Consider the following 14682-nt stretch of genomic DNA (forward strand, 5'->3'; position numbering starts at 1 on the left):
TGCGCGTCCGCGACGTGGACGAGGCGCAGATGTACATGGTCCAGTTGGCGAAGGACCTTGCCGCCCGCGGCGAACTGGTCATCTCCGAGGGCGGCGGCGAGAACGAACTAATCTACTGATCGGGAGGACGGAGTGCCCGGCGGAAAGGACGACTGGGTGGCGGTGCGCCGCGATGCGGAGACCGGCATCGAAACCATCCGCGCCCATTTCCGCGGCCATGCCTATGACCTGCACGACCATGACGAACTGCTGGTCGGCGTCACCGAGCAGGGGGTGCAGGCCTTCCGCTGCCGGCGGCGGCTGCACACCAGCGTCCCCGGCCGCGTCATCCTGATCGAACCCGGCGAAGCCCATGACGGCCACAGTCCGGGGGAAGAGGGCTTCACCTATGCCATGCTCTATCTGCCGGTGCCGCTGCTGTCCGCCCGCAGCGAGGCGCTGCGCAGCCTGATGCCGCGGGGTGGCGGCATGCCGCTGGGCTTCCGCGACACGCTGGCCGACGATCCCGGCCTTGCGGCGACGATCCGCTCCGCCTTCCTGGCCCTGCACCAGCGCGAGGGGCGGCTGGCCCGCGACCTGTCGGTGGACCGGCTGGCGGCGAGGCTGGCCGGCCATCTGGAACTGCCGGAGGAGCGCCGGCCGCTGCGTCCCGATCGCGCCGCAGCCCTGGTGCGCGACCTGCTCCATGCGCGGATGGCCGAGGATGTCGGGCTGGACGAGCTGGCGGCGGCCGCCGGCGTCGACCGTTTCCGGCTGAACCGCGCCTTCCGCGCCGCCTTCGGCCTGTCGCCGCACGCCTATCTGGTCCGGCTGCGCCTGCGCGCCGCCCGGCGCCGGCTGGCGGACGGCGAAGCGCCGGCCCTGGTCGCTGCGGAGGTGGGGTTCGCCGACCAGAGCCATCTCGGCCGCTGGTTCCGCCGCGCCTATGGCCTGACGCCGGCCGCCTATCGCGATCTGTGCACGAACGTTCCAGACTGAGGCGCGATCATCCGGCATCTGGTTGGGCAAAGGAGACAACCACCATGCCCGATAGTCTGATGCCCAACAGCCCGACGAACGAAACCATGTCCGCCGATGCACCCGTCCGCTTCGACACCAAGGTCGCGCTGGTCATCCGCGCCGACCTGGCGGTGTGGCAGAAGCTGAACGTCGCCGCCTTTCTCGCCACCGGGATCGCCGCCGCGGCGCCGGACGCGCTGGGCGAGGAGTATGTCGACGGCGCCGGCCGCCGCTATGGCCGGATGCTGGGCCAGCCGATGCTGATCTTCGCCGCCGACACCGATCAGTTGCAGGCCGTCCGCAATGCCGCACTGGATCGGGGGCTGATACTGGTGCCCTATGTCGCGGCGATGTTCGCCACCGGCCACGACGCCGCCAACCGCGCGGCTTTCCAGGCCGAGGATCCGAACGCCCCCGATCTGGTCGGGCTGGCCCTGCGCGGGCCGAAGAAGGCGGTCGACAAGACGGTCAAGGGCCTGACCCTGCACGGGTGAGAGGTTCTCCCTCCTGCCCGTCACAGCTCCTGCGGCACGGTGATCGTCACGGTGGTGCCGTCACCCGGCATGCTGTCGATGACGAGCCGGCCGCCGAGGGGCCCGGTCACCGTGTTGAACACCACCGCCAGCCCCAGCCCCTTGTGGCCGCGGCCGCGGGCGGTGGTGAAGAAGGCGTCGGTCAGGGTCGGCAGATTGCTGGCCGGAATGCCGGCGCCGCGGTCGCGGACGGTCAGGCTCCAGGCCGGGACCGCGTCCAGCGTCGCCGGCCGGATCGTCACCTCGACCTCGCCCGAACCGCCGCCATAGCCATGGGCGGCGGCGTTGGCGAACAGGTGGTGCAGCACCCGGTCCAGATGCGCGGCACAGCCGATCCAGGGGCAAGCCGGCCCCGGCGCGACCCGGATGACCAGCGGCAGGTCGGGATGCTGGACGGCGAACAGGGCCGCCGCGTCCTCCGCCATGCGGCGCAGCTCCAGCGCCTCCAGCGGTTCGGAGTTCTGGCAGGCGGCGATGGCGGAAAACGCCTCCACCAGCTCCACCGCACGGGCAAGGTTGGCGTCGAGCAATGCTGCCGGTTCCCGCAGTTCCTCGGACGACAGCGGGCCGGTGCCGGGCCGGGCCAGATCCTGCAGGTGGCTGGCGGCGGTGACGCAGACGCCGAGCGGCGTGTTCAGCTCATGCGCGAGCCCGGTCACCGCCTGGGTGATGGCGCGCTGACGGGCCAGAGCTGATTCGGCGATGCGGGCGCGGCGTTCCAGATCCTCGCGCACCACCCGTTCCGACACCTCGCGGATCATCCGGCTGAGTTCGCGCAGCAGCTTCGCCAGCAGGTCGGGCGAGGGGGAGATCAGCGCCAGGAACAGGTCGCGTTCCAGCTCGAACACCGTCACCGGCGTGGCGGCGATGACGGAGGCGGAGCGGGCGCCGCCGTCGATCAGCGCCATCTCGCCGAAACAGTCGCCGGCGCGGCGGAAGCCGACCTCCACCTGACCGCCGAAGGGGTCATTGCGCACCACCCGCACCGTGCCGTCGAGCAGGACGTAGAGCGAGCTGGCGACGTCACCCTCGCGCATCAGCACCGTGCCGGCCGGGGCGTCGAACACCCGCCCGCGCGATGCCACGGCGGCGCGCTCCTCCGGCGAGAAGGCCTCGAACAGGACGATGCCGTCGAGGATCCCGCCGGGCGTGGTGATGCCGGTGGCTGCGCTGGTCATGGCTGAGGGATGCTCCGAAAGGGCTTCGTCCCGGCAGCATAGACCAAGCGGCCGGGGAACGGGGAGACGTTAACCGATGCTTTCGCGAATCGGAAACCTGCTTTCCCGCGACAGGCGGTCCAGCAGGCCGCGCGATCCGGCCTCGCACAGGTCCAGCACCTCTTCGAACCCGTCGGGACCGCCGTAATAGGGATCGGGCACCTCCCGCCCCTCCAGCCCGGGCGCGTCGTCCAGGAACAGGCGGAGCGCCGCGGTGGCGCCCGCCGGGGCGATGCGGCGCAGTTGGGCCAGATGGCCGTGGTCCATCGCCAGGATATGGTCGAAGCGGGTGAAGTCGGCCGCCACCACCTTGCGGGCGCGCAAGGAGGACAGGTCGACGCCGCGGGCCAGCGCCGCACGCTGCGTGCGCGGGTCGGGCGGCTCGCCGACGTGATAGCTGTGGGTGCCGGCGGAGTCGGCGATCACAGGACGGCCGAGACCGTCGCGGTCGGCCAGATGGCGGAACACCCCCTCGGCGGTGGGCGAGCGGCAGATGTTGCCCGTGCAGACGAACAGGACCTTGACCACCTGCGGTATCCCCCTTCTTTCTTTTCAGCGGCTTTACTTCCGGACGCGACGAGCGTACGCCGCAGCAGTTTTCCACGTGACCGGTTTCCGAACCGTTAGATCGGATCGCGTAAAATCGGACTCGATTTGAAGCGTGACTCCGATCGCCAAATACCAAGGGGATCCCATGCCCTCACCCGCGCTGACCAATCGCCTGCGTCCCACCGACTCGATCGTCATCCTGACCGGGGCCGGGATTTCCAAGGAGTCGGGGCTGGACACCTTCCGCTGCGCCGGCGGCATCTGGAGCCAGGTCGATCTGGAGGATGTGGCGACGCCGGAGGGCTTTGCGCGCAACCCCGATCTGGTTCACCGCTTCTACAACGACCGCCGACGCGGCCTTGCCGATCCGGCGGTGCAGCCCAACGCCGCGCACCGGGCGCTGGCGGAACTGGAGCGGCGCTGGAAGGGCGAGGTCCTGCTGGTGACGCAGAACATCGACGACCTGCACGAGCGCGGCGGGTCCAGTGCGCCGCTGCACATGCATGGCGAGCTGCTGAAGGCCTTCTGCCTGCATTGCCGCACGGTGACGGAGGTGCAGGGCGACCTGTCGGTGCACGACCATTGCCTGACCTGCGGGCGCAAGGGCGGCATGCGGCCGGACGTGGTGTGGTTCGGCGAGATGCCCTATCAGATGGAGCGCATCCAGCGGGCACTGGAGGAATGCGACCTGTTCGTGTCGATCGGCACCTCCGGCCATGTCTATCCCGCCGCCGGGTTCGTCGCGGAGGCACGGTCTGCCGGCGCCTATACCGTCGAGCTGAACCTGGAACCCTCGGAGGGCGCTTCCTATTTCCACAGCTCGATCCACGGTGCGGCGACCCAGGTGGTGCCGGCCTTCGTCCAGGATTTGCTGACGCTTGTCTGATGAGAGCGTTGAAGGCGGCTCAAGCCTCGACCGCCTGTTCGCGAGGGTGCGCGCCTGCACGCTGTGTGCGGGGGTGCTGCCCCATGGCTGCCGCCCGGTGGTGCGCGGCAGCCCGACCGCCCGCCTGCTGATCGTCGGGCAGGCGCCCGGCGCGCGGGTGCATGCCAGCGGCATCCCGTGGGACGACGCCTCCGGCGACCGGCTGCGCAAGTGGCTGGCGATGGACCGCGCCGCCTTCTACGACGAAGCCCGCATCGCCGTGGTGCCGATGGGGCTGTGCTATCCCGGAACGATGCCGAAGGGCGGCGATTACCCGCCAAGGCCCGAATGCGCGCCCTTGTGGCACCCGCCGCTGCTCGACGCGCTGTCGGGCGTGCGGCTGACCCTGCTGGTCGGGCAGTATGCCCAGGCACATTACCTGGGCGAGCGGCGCAAGGCGACGATGACGGAGACGGTGGCGAGCTGGCGGGAGTACGGCCCGGCCTTCATGCCGCTGCCGCATCCGAGCTGGCGCAACACCGCCTGGCTGAACCGGAACCCCTGGTTCGAGGAGGAACTGGTGCCGGCCCTGCGCCGCCGGGTGGCCGACGCGATGGGCGACTGAACGGCCCCTGCCCTACTCCCCCGCTCTATTCCATGGTCTCGATCCGCTCCATGTCCTCGTCGGAGAAGCCGAAATGGTGGCCGATCTCGTGGATCAGGACATGGCGGACGATGGCGGGCAGCTCCTCCCCCGTCTCGCACCAGTAATCCAGGATCGGGCGGCGATAGAGGAAGATCATGTCCGGCCCGCCGCGCAGGTCGGCGACGCTTTGCCGCGTCAGATCCACGCCCCGATAGAGCCCCAACAGGTCGAATGGGCTTTCCAGCTCCATCTCCCGCTCGGTATCCTCATCGGGAAAATCCTCGACATGGATGACGAGGTTCCCGACCGGGGCGAGCAGCTCCGCCGGGATGGTGTCGAGCGCCTCTTCGGCCATGCGCTCCAGGTCTTCGACCGTGGGCGGAACCGTATGGGGACCTGAAGGTTTCCGTATCATGCCGCAGAAGGTAGCGAACCGCCGCCCGTTCGCCAAGAAGCTGCGGGCGGCAAAAGAGAGACTGAGGAAAGGGAGGTCATCATGTCCGATCGCCTTGTCGGTGCGCCCCGCCAGACGGCGCTGAAGGAACTGCACGGCTGGGCGGAGGTGTTGGAGCGCGACGCCATCCGCAAGACCTACCATTTCGCCGACTTCCCTGCCGCCTGGGGCTTCATGACCCAGGTCGCCCTGCTGGCCGAGAAGACCGGCCACCATCCCGAATGGTTCAACGACGTCGGCCGGGTAGAGGTGATCCTCTACACCCGCAGCGCCGATGCTGTGACCCAGGCCGATATCGACTTCGCCCACCGCCTGGACCAGATGGCGCCGCTGCACGACCGCTGAGGCGGCCGGCTCAAGGGGATAGCGGGAGCAAACGCCCGCCCCTGCTGTTACCCTTGTCCCGTCGGCACACCGCTGGCGGGACACCCGACCCGTGCAGCGCGGAGCCGCCGACCATGCCGAAACCCCTGACCCTGTCCATCCCCCACTCGCTCGGCCGGGCGGAGGCCAAGCGCCGGCTGGTCGACGGCATGGGCGAGGTGCGGGCGCGCCTGAGCGCCGTGGCGGCCAGCGTCGACGACAGCTGGACCGAAGACCGCCTGCACTTCCGCGTCGTGGCGCTGGCCCAGACCATCGCCGGCCACATCGACGTGCTGGAGGACAGCGTCGAGATGGAGGTGCAGCTGCCCTGGGCGCTGGCGCTTCTGGCCGACAAGATCAAGAACAAGGTGGCCCGCCAGGGCACGCTGATGCTGGAGAAGAAGTAAGGGTTGTGTGGGTGTGTCGGCTTCGATTGCCCCCACCCTAACCCTCCCCCGCTGGGCGGGGGAGGGGATAAGTACTTGTTGGGTAAGGCGGCGGCAGTCCCTCCCCTGCGAAGCGGGGGAGGTTAGGAGGGGCAATCGAAGCCCGCACCTACCCCCATCCTTACCTCCCCTACCCCTCCGACGGCTCCTCCACCTTGCGGCGCGCCAGTGGGTGGTGGTCATGCATGACCTTCTTCAGCCGTTCCGTCACCACGTGCGTATAGATCTGCGTCGTCGCGATGTCGGCATGGCCCAGCATCTTCTGAACGGAGCGCAGGTCGGCGCCATGGTCCAGCAGGTGAGTGGCGAAGGCGTGGCGCAGCACATGCGGGCTGACCTTCTCCGGGTCGATCCCGGAGTCGATGGCGAGTTGCTTCAACAACTGGGCGAAGCGCTGGCGCGTCAGGTGCCCTTCGCCGGAGCTGCGTGACGGGAACAAGAAAGGGCTGTGCCCGGCGTCCGCACCAGCGGCCGGCGGGATGAAGTGCCCGCGGAACGGAATGTAGCCGGCCAGCGCCGCCAGCGCCGGGTCGGACAGCGGCACCATCCGCTCCTTGCCGCCCTTGCCGCGCACCAGCAGGCCGCGGCCGTCGCGCATGATCGCGGTCATCGGCAGGCCGACCAGTTCCGACACGCGCAGGCCGGTGGCGTAGAGCACCTCCAGCAGCGCCACCAGCCGCAGCCCCTCCGGCCCGCCGCGGGCCTCGGCGGTGGACAGCATGGCGCCGACCTCCGCCTCCGTCAGGATCTTGGGCAGCGGGCGGCCCTGCTTGGGGCTGTCGAGCGGCGAGGCGGGATCGTCCACCCGCCGGCCTTCCGACAGCAGGAAGCGGTAGAACTGCCGCATCGCCGACAGCCGCCGCGCCACGGTGCGCGGCGCGCCGTCCTTGCTCTGCACCGCCAGATAGGCACGCAGATCCTCGGTCCCCGCCGCCTCCAGCGCCACGCTGCGCTGGGCCAGCCAGCGGCCGAGGTCGGCGAGGTCGCGCTCGTAGGCCAGCCGCGTGTTCACCGCCGCCCCGCGCTCCGCCGTCAGCATGTCGAGGAAGGCGTCCAGATGCGGGGAGGTGGCGAGCGTGCGCGGCTTGCACGGCCGGCCGCGGCGTTTGGCACCGGGTTTGCCGGTCACCTTGGTGGGGGGCTTGCTGCCGGTCATGGTGTCGGCGTCATGGTTGTGATGGGTTCCCCGGTCATGAGGTCAGTCGGCGGTCGAGGTGGGCACGGACGGGCCGGCGATTGCGGCCATCGCCTCGCGGACCAGCGCGCGGGCGTCCGGCTCCAGCCCGACCGCCTTCAGGTTGGCCGCCACGCGGGCGGTGACGACCGGCGGCAGGGCGGCGGGTCCGGCCTCCCCCATCAGCAGCAGGGCGACGGCCACCGTCTCGCCGATGCGCCCACCGGCCGCGGCGTCGCCCAGCCGCTGCCACAGCGCCGGATCGACGCCGGCATCGCTGCCGCTGGGCGGACCGGCGCCGTCGGTGGCCTTCATCCAAGCGTCATCCGGGATGGCGACTCCGGTGGCCTGGAGAAGCGCCAACTGGCCGGCGATGCGGTTGCGGGCAAGGCCGTCGGCGCCGCGCAGCGCCTCGTCCAGCCATGCGGTCAGCGCGCGCGGATCCTCGGCACCGCGCCCGGTGGCGACCACGGACAGCGGCCACAGCCAGGCGGTGTCGGTGCTCCGCCCGCTGCGCAGCGCCAGATCCTGCCATCGCCGCGCCTGATCGAGTCGGCCGAGCGCGTAATAGAGCCGGGCCGCCGCCGGTGCCAGCGCCGCAGCGTCGCCGCTCGGCGACACGCTGTCGAGCAGCCCCGCCGCGGCATTGCCGACCGGCCCGACGCGCAGGCGCGGATCGACCAGTTCCACCGCCAAAGCGGCCAGCGCGACGCGCCGCCTCCCGTCCATCGCCGCCGCCATCGCCTGATGGACCAGGGCGCGGGTGCGGGCGCTGCGGTCGCGCTGGGCGATGTCGCGCACCCGCAGCAGCTCGTCCCCTACCGCCGGCACCTGGGCATAGAGGTCCAGCAGCTGGCGGGCGTCGAGGAACAGTGCCGCCGCTGCCCGCTCGCCGGCGGCGGCGCGGGTGGCGGGATCGGTGGAGGGGTTGGTGGCGATGGCGGCCAGCGCCGGCGGGTTGTCCAACGGCAGCCGGTCGGGTGGCACGCCGATCCGCGCGGTTCGCATGGCGGCGAGCAGCAACGCCAGCCCATCGCCGTCGCCCTGCAGGGACAGCATCCGGGCCGGCGGCGACGCGGCGCCGGCCAGCGCCTCGGCAACCATCAGGAACGGGTCGGACCGCCGGCCGGCGCCACGCAGCGTGGCCAGCGCCTCGTCGGTGCCGGCCTGATCGCCGACGCGGGCGCGGCAGAACAGGGCCAGCCTGCTCCAATAGGCGGAGGTGAAGCTCCTGCCGCGGGCCAGCGCCCGCGTGCAGTCCAGGCCGCCGCGCACCAGCTCCGCATCGGACAGTGCCCTGGCCGCCGGTTCGTCCGCCGCCAGCACCGCCGGAAGCAGGTCGGCCAGCTCGGCCGCCCCGGCAGGGTCGCCGAGCCGTGCCAGCTTCTCGATGCGCAGGGCGCCGAAACGGCGGGGCGGCGGCGCCTCCCCGGTCGCGACGGCGGGGGAGCCCGCGCTCAACAGCAGCCGGCGTTCCAGCGCCTTGACGGTGGGGGACGGAGTATCGACCGGAAGCGCGGCGATCAGGGGCAGAAGCTCCGCCCGGCCGATGCCGCGCCAGGGGTCGCCGCCCAACCCCCGCATGCCGCTGAGGGTGCCGGCCCCGTCCGGGTCGGGCGCACCCAACGACTCGCTCGCGACGGGCGCCGGCCGCGCCACCACTGGGGAGACGGCGGGCGGCGGGGTCACCGTGGGCGGATAGGCCGGCACGACCGCCGGAGCGGGGGGCGGAGCGGGTGCTGGGACCGCCACGTCGGGCGTCAGCCGGATCGGCGGGCCGAGGGCCTGGGCAGCGGCGGCCACGACCCAGCCGGCCGCCAGCAGCCCGGCCAGCAGCGGAACCGCGACCCGGGGGACGCCCCCGGCCGATGGTCGGGGTTCAGCGCGGGAAGCGCTCATCCGGCAGAACCTTCTCCACCGTTTTCGACGGAGCCGGCAGATCCCACGAGGCAAGGAACACCACGCCACCGGCGATCACCAGCAACAGCAGGACGAAGAGGATCGAGAGAAACCGGCTCATGGCACCAGGGACGTGTTGTGTCGGAAAAAACGGAGGAGCGGAGCTACCACGCCCTGCGTCCGCAGGGCTTGGGACAAGCAATGGCTTTTCTGCTAAAGCATCCGCGGCCCCGGCCGGGGGCCGGGAAGCGGCGCAGTGTAGCCACAGGTCGGACCGCGGCGCAACCCGTCCCCGGGCCGTCCTCAGCCTGTCCACCCGATCACCGGGCAGGGCCGGAGCGCTTGTGCCGGCCAGCTTTCGGCGGGTATGAGTGTTGTCTGTTTCAGCGGTGTGACGGCCGGCGAGAATATGGGCCGGGGAAATGGGCCTGCTGGCATCGAAGGGTACGGGTGGCGGATCGGATGGATGTGATGGGACTGCGCAAGGCGATGACGGCCCAAGGTCCGGGAACAGGTCCGGGCACGGGTGCGGCGGAGGATGCGGAGCCGCTGCTGCCGCGCACCGTGGTGCTGGTCGGGCTGATGGGGGCCGGCAAGAGCGCCATCGGGCGCCGGCTGGCGACGCGCCTGCACCTGCCCTTCCGCGACGCCGACACCGAGATCGAGGCGGCGGCCGGCTGCACCATCGCCGAAATCTTCGCCCGCGACGGCGAGCCGGTCTTCCGCTCCGTCGAACGCCGCATCATCAGCCGTCTGGTGAAGGACGAGCCGGTGCATATCCTGGCAACCGGCGGCGGCGCCTTCATGGACCCGGAGACCCGCGCCGCCATCCGCGAGCATGGCGTGTCGGTCTGGCTGCGCGCCGAACTGGACGTGCTGGTCGCCCGCACCGCCCGGCGCACCCACCGCCCCATCCTGAACCAGGGTGACCCGCGCGCCATCCTGGGCCGGCTGATGGAACAGCGCTATCCCATCTATGCCGAGGCCGACCTGACCGTGGTCAGCGACGAACGTCCGCCCGACGTGACGGTGGAACTGGTGATCGACGCGCTGGAGGCGCATTTCGGCGTCCAGCTTCCCCACCGTGCGCCGCGCGGCGCACGGCCCGGCAAGAGCGACACCCCCAAGACCGACGCTCCCAAGACAGACGCCTCCTGATCCTCTTCTCCGCCCCCTTCCCGACCCACCAGCTTCGCGGACTGCCCCGATGACTTCCGTCTCCGCCACCACCCCGGCCGCACCCGACACCGTCCGCCTGGAGCTGGGCGCCCGCAGCTACGACATCCTGGTCGGCGACGGCGTGCTGGCCAATGCCGGCGAGCGCATCGCCGCCGTCACCCGCGGCCGGGCGCCCATCGTGGTGACCGACGCCAACGTGGCGCCGCTGCATCTGGACACGCTGAACGCCGCGATGCAGCGGGCGGGGATCGCGCCGCAGCCGGCCATCGTCCTGCCGGCCGGCGAGAAGACCAAGGACTTCGCCCATTTCCAGCAGCTGATGGACGACATCCTGGGCCGCGGCATCGAGCGGTCGACCGTCCTGCTGGCGCTGGGCGGCGGGGTGATCGGCGACATCACCGGCTTCGCCGCTGCGTCGGCGCTGCGCGGCATCGACTTCATCCAGGTGCCGACGACTCTGCTGTCCCAGGTCGACAGTTCGGTCGGCGGCAAGACCGGCATCAACAGCCGCCACGGCAAGAACCTGATCGGCGCCTTCCACCAGCCGCGGCTGGTCATCGCCGATACCGCCACGCTGGACACCCTGCCCCGGCGCGAGGTGCTGGCCGGCTATGCCGAGGTGGTGAAATACGGCCTGATCCGCCAGCCCGACTTCTTCGCATGGCTGGAGCGGAACGGCCGGCGCGTGGTCGACGGCGACAGCGACGCCCGGCGCCATGCGGTGACGGTCAGCTGCCGCGCCAAGGCCGACATCGTCGGCGTCGACGAGCGGGAGAGCGGTGACCGTGCGCTGCTGAACCTGGGCCACACCTTCGGCCATGCGCTGGAGGCGGCGACCGGCTTCGGCCAGACCCTGCTGCATGGCGAGGCGGTGGCGATCGGCATGGTGCTGGCCTTCGACCTGTCGGTCCGGCTGGGACTGTGCCCGGCCGAGGACGCCCGGCGCGCCCGCGCCCATCTGGCCGAGGTCGGCCTGCCGGTGCGCCCGGCCGACATCCCCGGCGTCGCCTGGGACGTCGATGGGCTGGTGAAGTCGATGGCCAAGGACAAGAAGGTGCAGGACGGCCGCATCACCTTCATCCTGGCCGATCGCATCGGCAACGCCTTCACCCGCCGCGACGTCGATGCCGCCGCCGTCCGCGCCGTGCTGGACGAGTCGGTCCGGCCCGCCTGATCCGCTATATCACGGACAATCCGCCTTTCGCACAATAGCCGCGCCGACGGTTGCCCGCTCATACTCCCCCGACAAGACCGCGGCCATTCCGCCGCGGCGGAACCGGGGAGGATGGGTGATGAAGGCAATGATGGGCATGTCGGCCGTTGCGGTCCTGCTGCTGGCGGCGGCGCCGGCCATGGCGCTGGAGGTGCGCGAGCAGGCGACGATCAAGGCGCCGATCGAGCAGGTGTGGAAACAGATCGGCCCCTTCTGCGCCATCGGCGACTGGCATCCGGCAGTGGAGAGCTGCAATCTTCGCAAGACCGGGAAAAGGCAGGAACGTGACCTTGCGCTGAAGGGCGGCGGCGCCATTCAGGAACGGCTGACCGGCCTGTCCGCCGCCAAGCACCGGATGCGCTACACGCTGCTGAGCGGACCGCTGCCGGTGAAGAACTACAACTCCACCATCCGGCTGAGCGCGGTGGACGCCCACACCACCCGCATCACCTGGTCCTCGCACTTCGAGGCCAAGGGCGCCTCCGACGCCGAAGCCCGCAAGGCGATCGCCGGCATCTATACCAGCGGCTTCGACGGGCTGCGCAAGCGGTTGGAATCCGCCCAATAACCGCGCCGGCGGCAAAGACATACCGCGATATGAGGTAAGTTCCCAGCAATCGGTTCTATTGACTATTCGTGCATCAAGCTGACAGGATCGGTATACCGCGCTGCGAAATCGCGGTCGAGTGCATCGTTCGTCCACAAAACCTGCAATCACGAGGGAGACGGGACACATGCCGACACGCCGACTGATGCCTGACGTCATCAAGAACCAGGAGCTGTCCTGCCTGCCGCCGGGCGCCACCGTGCGCGATGCCGCCACGCTGATGGCCGAAAAGCGCATCGCCGCGGTGCTGGTCACCGAAGGGCGCACGCTGAAGGGCATCGTCACCGAGCGCGACATGACCGCCCGCGTGGTCGCGGCCGGACTCGACCCCGACACCACCCGGCTGTCCGCGGTGATGACCGCCGATCCGGACACGCTGGAGCCGTCGGCCACCGCTCTGGCGGCGCTGGAACTGATGGAGCGGCACCATTACCGCCACCTGCCCATCGCGGTGGGCGGCGAGGTCGTCGGCATGGTGTCGATCCGCGACCTGTTCGCCGTGGTGCGCACCCATCTGGAGGACGAACTGCGCAGCCGCGAGGCTTACATGTTCGGCAGCGGCTATTCGGCGGAGGCCACCCTCGGCTGAGCGCGAGCCGGGGGCTGACCTATAGGTAACGCTGCGTTGCGGCGGGGTCGGGTTGACCGGGCGCCCGGCCCCACCGATAGTCGAGGGTGAGTCATCCTCACTGCTGAACTGGAACGCCCGATGTCCGCGCCCTCGCTGTCCGCCCCCGCCGCGCGCGAGCCGATCCACACCCGCCGCGTCACCTGCCAGGGCTTCCGGCGCGCCGATGGGCTGTGGGACATCGAAGGCCACCTGACCGACGTCAAGAGCTACGGCTTCCACACGGACGAGCGCGGACATCTGGAGCCGGGAACGCCGATCCACCAGATGTGGATGCGCCTGACCGTGGACGACAAGCTGACCGTCCAAGCGGTGGAGGCGGTGACCGAACACAGCCCCTACAAGGCCTGCGGCAGCATCACGCCGCGCTTCCAGCAGTTGGTCGGCCTGCGCGTCGGGCCGGGCTGGACCCGCGCGGTGAAGGAGCGGCTGGGCGGGGCGAAGGGCTGCACCCATCTGGTGGAGTTGCTGGGGCCGCTGGCGACCACTGCCTTCCAAACCGTCTACCCGATCCTGGCGCGCGAGGCGGCGGAACGCGCCAAGGCAGCCGGCAAGCCGGCCCAGGACGATGGCAAGCGGCCGGTCCTGCTGAACATGTGCCACATCTTCGACAGCAACGGGGAGGTGGTGCGCAAGCACTGGCCTGCGCACTACACCGGCGGGGAAAACGAAGACGCCCGTGAAGAGGCGGCGGAATAGGCTGCGGACTCCAGGAAATCCGCTGGGCAAATCCGTTGCGGAAATCCGCTTGGCAAATCCGCCGGGCGGGTGCCGAACCGGTCTCGCTCAGGCGTCCAAATGGGATTGGGTGGAACCGGTCAGGGCCGGACCGGGTGACGGGAAATTGCCGCCGACGGCGACCGCGGCCTTGACGCCTTCGGCCTCGTCGGACGGCGGCAGGTCGAACGGCGTGCCGACGAACGGATCGCTGCCGCCGTGTCCGGCGCGCTGATGGCCGTCCTCGGTACAGGCCCGGCGGTAATAGGAGGCGATGAAGACCCGCACCGCGGACGTCAGGGTGACATCCGCATCCTCCGGGTTGATGCCCCGGCGGCGCGCCTGCTCTTCGATCCGCTCCTTGATCTGGGTGCAGAGACGGTTGACGGTCAGACCTTCCCGACGGCCGATGTCCTCCAGAGCATCCCACATCGACGGCTCCAGCCGCATGCTCGTGCGGTGCCCGCCGATCATGATGTTCTGGCTCCTCAACGGTTCCACCCCCGTCTGGGGAGTGTTCACCCGCTTCTTCTTCGGCCCACGCTTCGCCATCCGCAGCCCCTTCCACGAAGCCGCCGGCGGACATGCGAAGTTTGTGTCCGCCACGGCGCGATAAATGGTTGCATATATCGCACTTTACTAAACGTGGCGGGAATTGCAACCACGCTAGCGTCTTCCATTCTTATATGATTTCCTAAAATCGACTCTTGGTTGCATCCATATGTATGCTATTTCCGGCGTCCACCCGCCCATTATTTGGAGCGTGCGAACGGTCGATCGGTGACGGCGCCTGATCCGTTGGTCCGGTCAGGCCCCGGCTTCGCCGGGGGCGTAGGTGGTCAGGCCCAGCGCATGCACCCGCTCGCGCAGTTCGTCGGCCAGCAGGGTGTAGATCATCCGCTGGCGCTCCACCCGCGACTTGCCGGCGAAGGCGGCGGAGACGACGGTGACGTGGAAATGGGTTTCCCCGGCGGCGTCCGCCCCGGCATGGCCGGCATGGCGGGCGCTGTCGTCGACGACCTCGAGCCGGTCCGGAGCCAGTCCGGCGGTCAGCTTTTCGCGGATGCGGGTGGCGTATTCCATGGCGGGTCCTGATGTCTGGGCACTGGTCGGGAATGCGTGGGACGGGCGGCGCCTGGGAAGCGATTCCCGAAGGCCGCGCCGACAGCCAGGAGAGGGTGCGAGCCCCGCTT

The 14682-nt window shown here is 70.3% G+C and carries 19 protein-coding genes and 1 pseudogene; 12 read left to right on the forward strand and 8 right to left on the reverse strand.

The features are described from left to right. The 3 genes and pseudogenes from TSO5_RS33315 to TSO5_RS13175 all read left to right on the forward strand — a co-directional run. Window positions 1-119 (forward strand): annotated as a pseudogene (locus tag TSO5_RS33315) (flagellar motor switch protein FliG); the annotation flags it as partial. A gap of 13 nt (window positions 120-132) precedes the next feature. Continuing rightward, window positions 133-978: an AraC family transcriptional regulator gene (locus tag TSO5_RS13170; protein ID WP_109152032.1), complete on the forward strand. Its 846-nt coding sequence runs from the start codon at window positions 133-135 to the stop codon at window positions 976-978. A 44-nt stretch (window positions 979-1022) separates the two neighbouring features. Next, on the forward strand, window positions 1023-1493 hold the full coding sequence (locus tag TSO5_RS13175; protein WP_247870743.1) for a DUF2000 domain-containing protein: 471 nt from the start codon (window positions 1023-1025) through the stop codon (window positions 1491-1493). A 20-nt stretch (window positions 1494-1513) separates the two neighbouring features. Here the strand turns inward: TSO5_RS13175 and TSO5_RS13180 are convergent, their stop codons facing one another. Together TSO5_RS13180 and TSO5_RS13185 are read right to left on the reverse strand one after the other, a co-directional pair. Then, a complete protein-coding gene (locus tag TSO5_RS13180; RefSeq protein WP_109152033.1) occupies window positions 1514-2710 on the reverse strand; it encodes a cyclic nucleotide-binding domain-containing protein in 1197 nt (398 codons plus the stop codon). A gap of 69 nt (window positions 2711-2779) precedes the next feature. After that, window positions 2780-3277, reverse strand: coding sequence for a low molecular weight protein-tyrosine-phosphatase (locus TSO5_RS13185; RefSeq protein WP_109152034.1), 498 nt, complete (start codon window positions 3275-3277; stop codon window positions 2780-2782). 166 nt (window positions 3278-3443) lie between these two features. Here TSO5_RS13185 and TSO5_RS13190 point away from each other — a divergent pair, with 166 nt between their 5' ends. Beyond that, on the forward strand, window positions 3444-4184 hold the full coding sequence (locus tag TSO5_RS13190) for an NAD-dependent deacylase (RefSeq protein WP_109152035.1): 741 nt from the start codon (window positions 3444-3446) through the stop codon (window positions 4182-4184). Then, complete coding sequence (locus TSO5_RS13195; RefSeq protein WP_109152036.1) at window positions 4177-4788, forward strand: uracil-DNA glycosylase family protein; 612 nt, start codon at window positions 4177-4179, stop codon at window positions 4786-4788. Before TSO5_RS13190 ends, TSO5_RS13195 begins: the two co-directional genes overlap by 8 nt. Window positions 4789-4813: 25 nt before the next feature. Here TSO5_RS13195 and TSO5_RS13200 read toward each other — a convergent pair whose 3' ends face one another. Then, on the reverse strand, window positions 4814-5164 hold the full coding sequence (locus tag TSO5_RS13200; protein WP_083896940.1) for a metallopeptidase family protein: 351 nt from the start codon (window positions 5162-5164) through the stop codon (window positions 4814-4816). Window positions 5165-5305: 141 nt separating this feature from the next. On the opposite strand from TSO5_RS13200, the gene TSO5_RS13205 reads away from it, so the two are divergent. Together TSO5_RS13205 and TSO5_RS13210 are read left to right on the forward strand one after the other, a co-directional pair. Continuing rightward, the gene (locus TSO5_RS13205; protein ID WP_109074376.1) at window positions 5306-5608 is read left to right on the forward strand and encodes a 4a-hydroxytetrahydrobiopterin dehydratase; all 303 of its coding nucleotides are present in this window, start codon (window positions 5306-5308) and stop codon (window positions 5606-5608) included. Window positions 5609-5721: 113 nt separating this feature from the next. Then, a complete protein-coding gene (locus TSO5_RS13210) occupies window positions 5722-6033 on the forward strand; it encodes a polyhydroxyalkanoic acid system family protein (protein WP_109152037.1) in 312 nt (103 codons plus the stop codon). 169 nt (window positions 6034-6202) lie between these two features. Here the strand turns inward: TSO5_RS13210 and TSO5_RS13215 are convergent, their stop codons facing one another. From TSO5_RS13215 to TSO5_RS32930, 3 genes are read right to left on the reverse strand one after another with little or no spacing between them, the layout of a single operon-like run. Next, the gene (locus tag TSO5_RS13215) at window positions 6203-7228 is read right to left on the reverse strand and encodes a site-specific tyrosine recombinase XerD (RefSeq protein WP_109152038.1); all 1026 of its coding nucleotides are present in this window, start codon (window positions 7226-7228) and stop codon (window positions 6203-6205) included. Between the two features lie 42 nt (window positions 7229-7270). Beyond that, window positions 7271-9145, reverse strand: a complete 1875-nt coding sequence (locus TSO5_RS13220) for a hypothetical protein (RefSeq protein ID WP_109152039.1) — start codon at window positions 9143-9145, stop codon at window positions 7271-7273. Next, window positions 9126-9266, reverse strand: a complete 141-nt coding sequence (locus TSO5_RS32930) for a hypothetical protein (protein WP_199230887.1) — start codon at window positions 9264-9266, stop codon at window positions 9126-9128. Before TSO5_RS32930 ends, TSO5_RS13220 begins: the two co-directional genes overlap by 20 nt. A 341-nt stretch (window positions 9267-9607) precedes the next feature. On the opposite strand from TSO5_RS32930, the gene TSO5_RS13230 reads away from it, so the two are divergent. The 5 genes from TSO5_RS13230 (at window position 9608) to TSO5_RS13250 (ending at window position 13471) form a co-directional block, all read left to right on the forward strand. After that, window positions 9608-10303, forward strand: coding sequence for a shikimate kinase (locus tag TSO5_RS13230; RefSeq protein ID WP_247870744.1), 696 nt, complete (start codon window positions 9608-9610; stop codon window positions 10301-10303). Between the two features lie 49 nt (window positions 10304-10352). Then, window positions 10353-11498 carry a 3-dehydroquinate synthase gene (gene aroB / locus TSO5_RS13235; protein ID WP_109152040.1) on the forward strand — a complete coding sequence of 382 codons (1146 nt, stop codon included), beginning with the start codon at window positions 10353-10355 and terminating at the stop codon, window positions 11496-11498. A gap of 118 nt (window positions 11499-11616) precedes the next feature. Then, complete coding sequence (locus TSO5_RS13240; protein ID WP_109152041.1) at window positions 11617-12105, forward strand: SRPBCC family protein; 489 nt, start codon at window positions 11617-11619, stop codon at window positions 12103-12105. A gap of 166 nt (window positions 12106-12271) precedes the next feature. Next, window positions 12272-12733 carry a CBS domain-containing protein gene (locus TSO5_RS13245; RefSeq protein WP_109152042.1) on the forward strand — a complete coding sequence of 154 codons (462 nt, stop codon included), beginning with the start codon at window positions 12272-12274 and terminating at the stop codon, window positions 12731-12733. Window positions 12734-12853: 120 nt separating this feature from the next. After that, entirely contained in the window at window positions 12854-13471 is a 618-nt protein-coding gene (locus TSO5_RS13250; protein ID WP_109152043.1) for a DUF2889 domain-containing protein, read from the forward strand. A gap of 87 nt (window positions 13472-13558) precedes the next feature. Here the strand turns inward: TSO5_RS13250 and TSO5_RS13255 are convergent, their stop codons facing one another. Together TSO5_RS13255 and TSO5_RS13260 are read right to left on the reverse strand one after the other, a co-directional pair. Further along, window positions 13559-14041, reverse strand: coding sequence for a ribbon-helix-helix domain-containing protein (locus tag TSO5_RS13255; protein WP_109074991.1), 483 nt, complete (start codon window positions 14039-14041; stop codon window positions 13559-13561). Between the two features lie 255 nt (window positions 14042-14296). Next, on the reverse strand, window positions 14297-14572 hold the full coding sequence (locus TSO5_RS13260) for a BolA family protein (RefSeq protein WP_109074990.1): 276 nt from the start codon (window positions 14570-14572) through the stop codon (window positions 14297-14299). Window positions 14573-14682 lie beyond the last annotated feature (110 nt).

The organism is Azospirillum sp. TSO5, assembly GCF_003116065.1.
In the GTDB taxonomy this organism is placed as follows: domain Bacteria; phylum Pseudomonadota; class Alphaproteobacteria; order Azospirillales; family Azospirillaceae; genus Azospirillum.

Excerpts from the sequence above, each read along its gene's own strand:
- TSO5_RS13250 (WP_109152043.1), top strand. The coding sequence starts at position 12,854 with ATGTCCGCGCCCTCGCTGTCCGCCCCCGCCGCGCGCGAGCCGATCCAC.
- TSO5_RS13245 (WP_109152042.1), top strand. The coding sequence starts at position 12,272 with ATGCCGACACGCCGACTGATGCCTGACGTCATCAAGAACCAGGAGCTG.
- aroB (WP_109152040.1), top strand. The coding sequence starts at position 10,353 with ATGACTTCCGTCTCCGCCACCACCCCGGCCGCACCCGACACCGTCCGC.
- TSO5_RS13175 (WP_247870743.1), top strand. The coding sequence starts at position 1,023 with ATGCCCGATAGTCTGATGCCCAACAGCCCGACGAACGAAACCATGTCC.
- TSO5_RS13220 (WP_109152039.1), bottom strand. The coding sequence starts at position 9,145 with ATGAGCGCTTCCCGCGCTGAACCCCGACCATCGGCCGGGGGCGTCCCC.
- TSO5_RS13200 (WP_083896940.1), bottom strand. The coding sequence starts at position 5,164 with ATGGCCGAAGAGGCGCTCGACACCATCCCGGCGGAGCTGCTCGCCCCG.
- TSO5_RS13260 (WP_109074990.1), bottom strand. The coding sequence starts at position 14,572 with ATGGAATACGCCACCCGCATCCGCGAAAAGCTGACCGCCGGACTGGCT.
- TSO5_RS13230 (WP_247870744.1), top strand. The coding sequence starts at position 9,608 with ATGGATGTGATGGGACTGCGCAAGGCGATGACGGCCCAAGGTCCGGGA.
- TSO5_RS13215 (WP_109152038.1), bottom strand. The coding sequence starts at position 7,228 with ATGACCGGCAGCAAGCCCCCCACCAAGGTGACCGGCAAACCCGGTGCC.
- TSO5_RS13180 (WP_109152033.1), bottom strand. The coding sequence starts at position 2,710 with ATGACCAGCGCAGCCACCGGCATCACCACGCCCGGCGGGATCCTCGAC.
- TSO5_RS13240 (WP_109152041.1), top strand. The coding sequence starts at position 11,617 with ATGAAGGCAATGATGGGCATGTCGGCCGTTGCGGTCCTGCTGCTGGCG.
- TSO5_RS13205 (WP_109074376.1), top strand. The coding sequence starts at position 5,306 with ATGTCCGATCGCCTTGTCGGTGCGCCCCGCCAGACGGCGCTGAAGGAA.
- TSO5_RS13190 (WP_109152035.1), top strand. The coding sequence starts at position 3,444 with ATGCCCTCACCCGCGCTGACCAATCGCCTGCGTCCCACCGACTCGATC.
- TSO5_RS32930 (WP_199230887.1), bottom strand. The coding sequence starts at position 9,266 with ATGAGCCGGTTTCTCTCGATCCTCTTCGTCCTGCTGTTGCTGGTGATC.
- TSO5_RS13210 (WP_109152037.1), top strand. The coding sequence starts at position 5,722 with ATGCCGAAACCCCTGACCCTGTCCATCCCCCACTCGCTCGGCCGGGCG.
- TSO5_RS13255 (WP_109074991.1), bottom strand. The coding sequence starts at position 14,041 with ATGGCGAAGCGTGGGCCGAAGAAGAAGCGGGTGAACACTCCCCAGACG.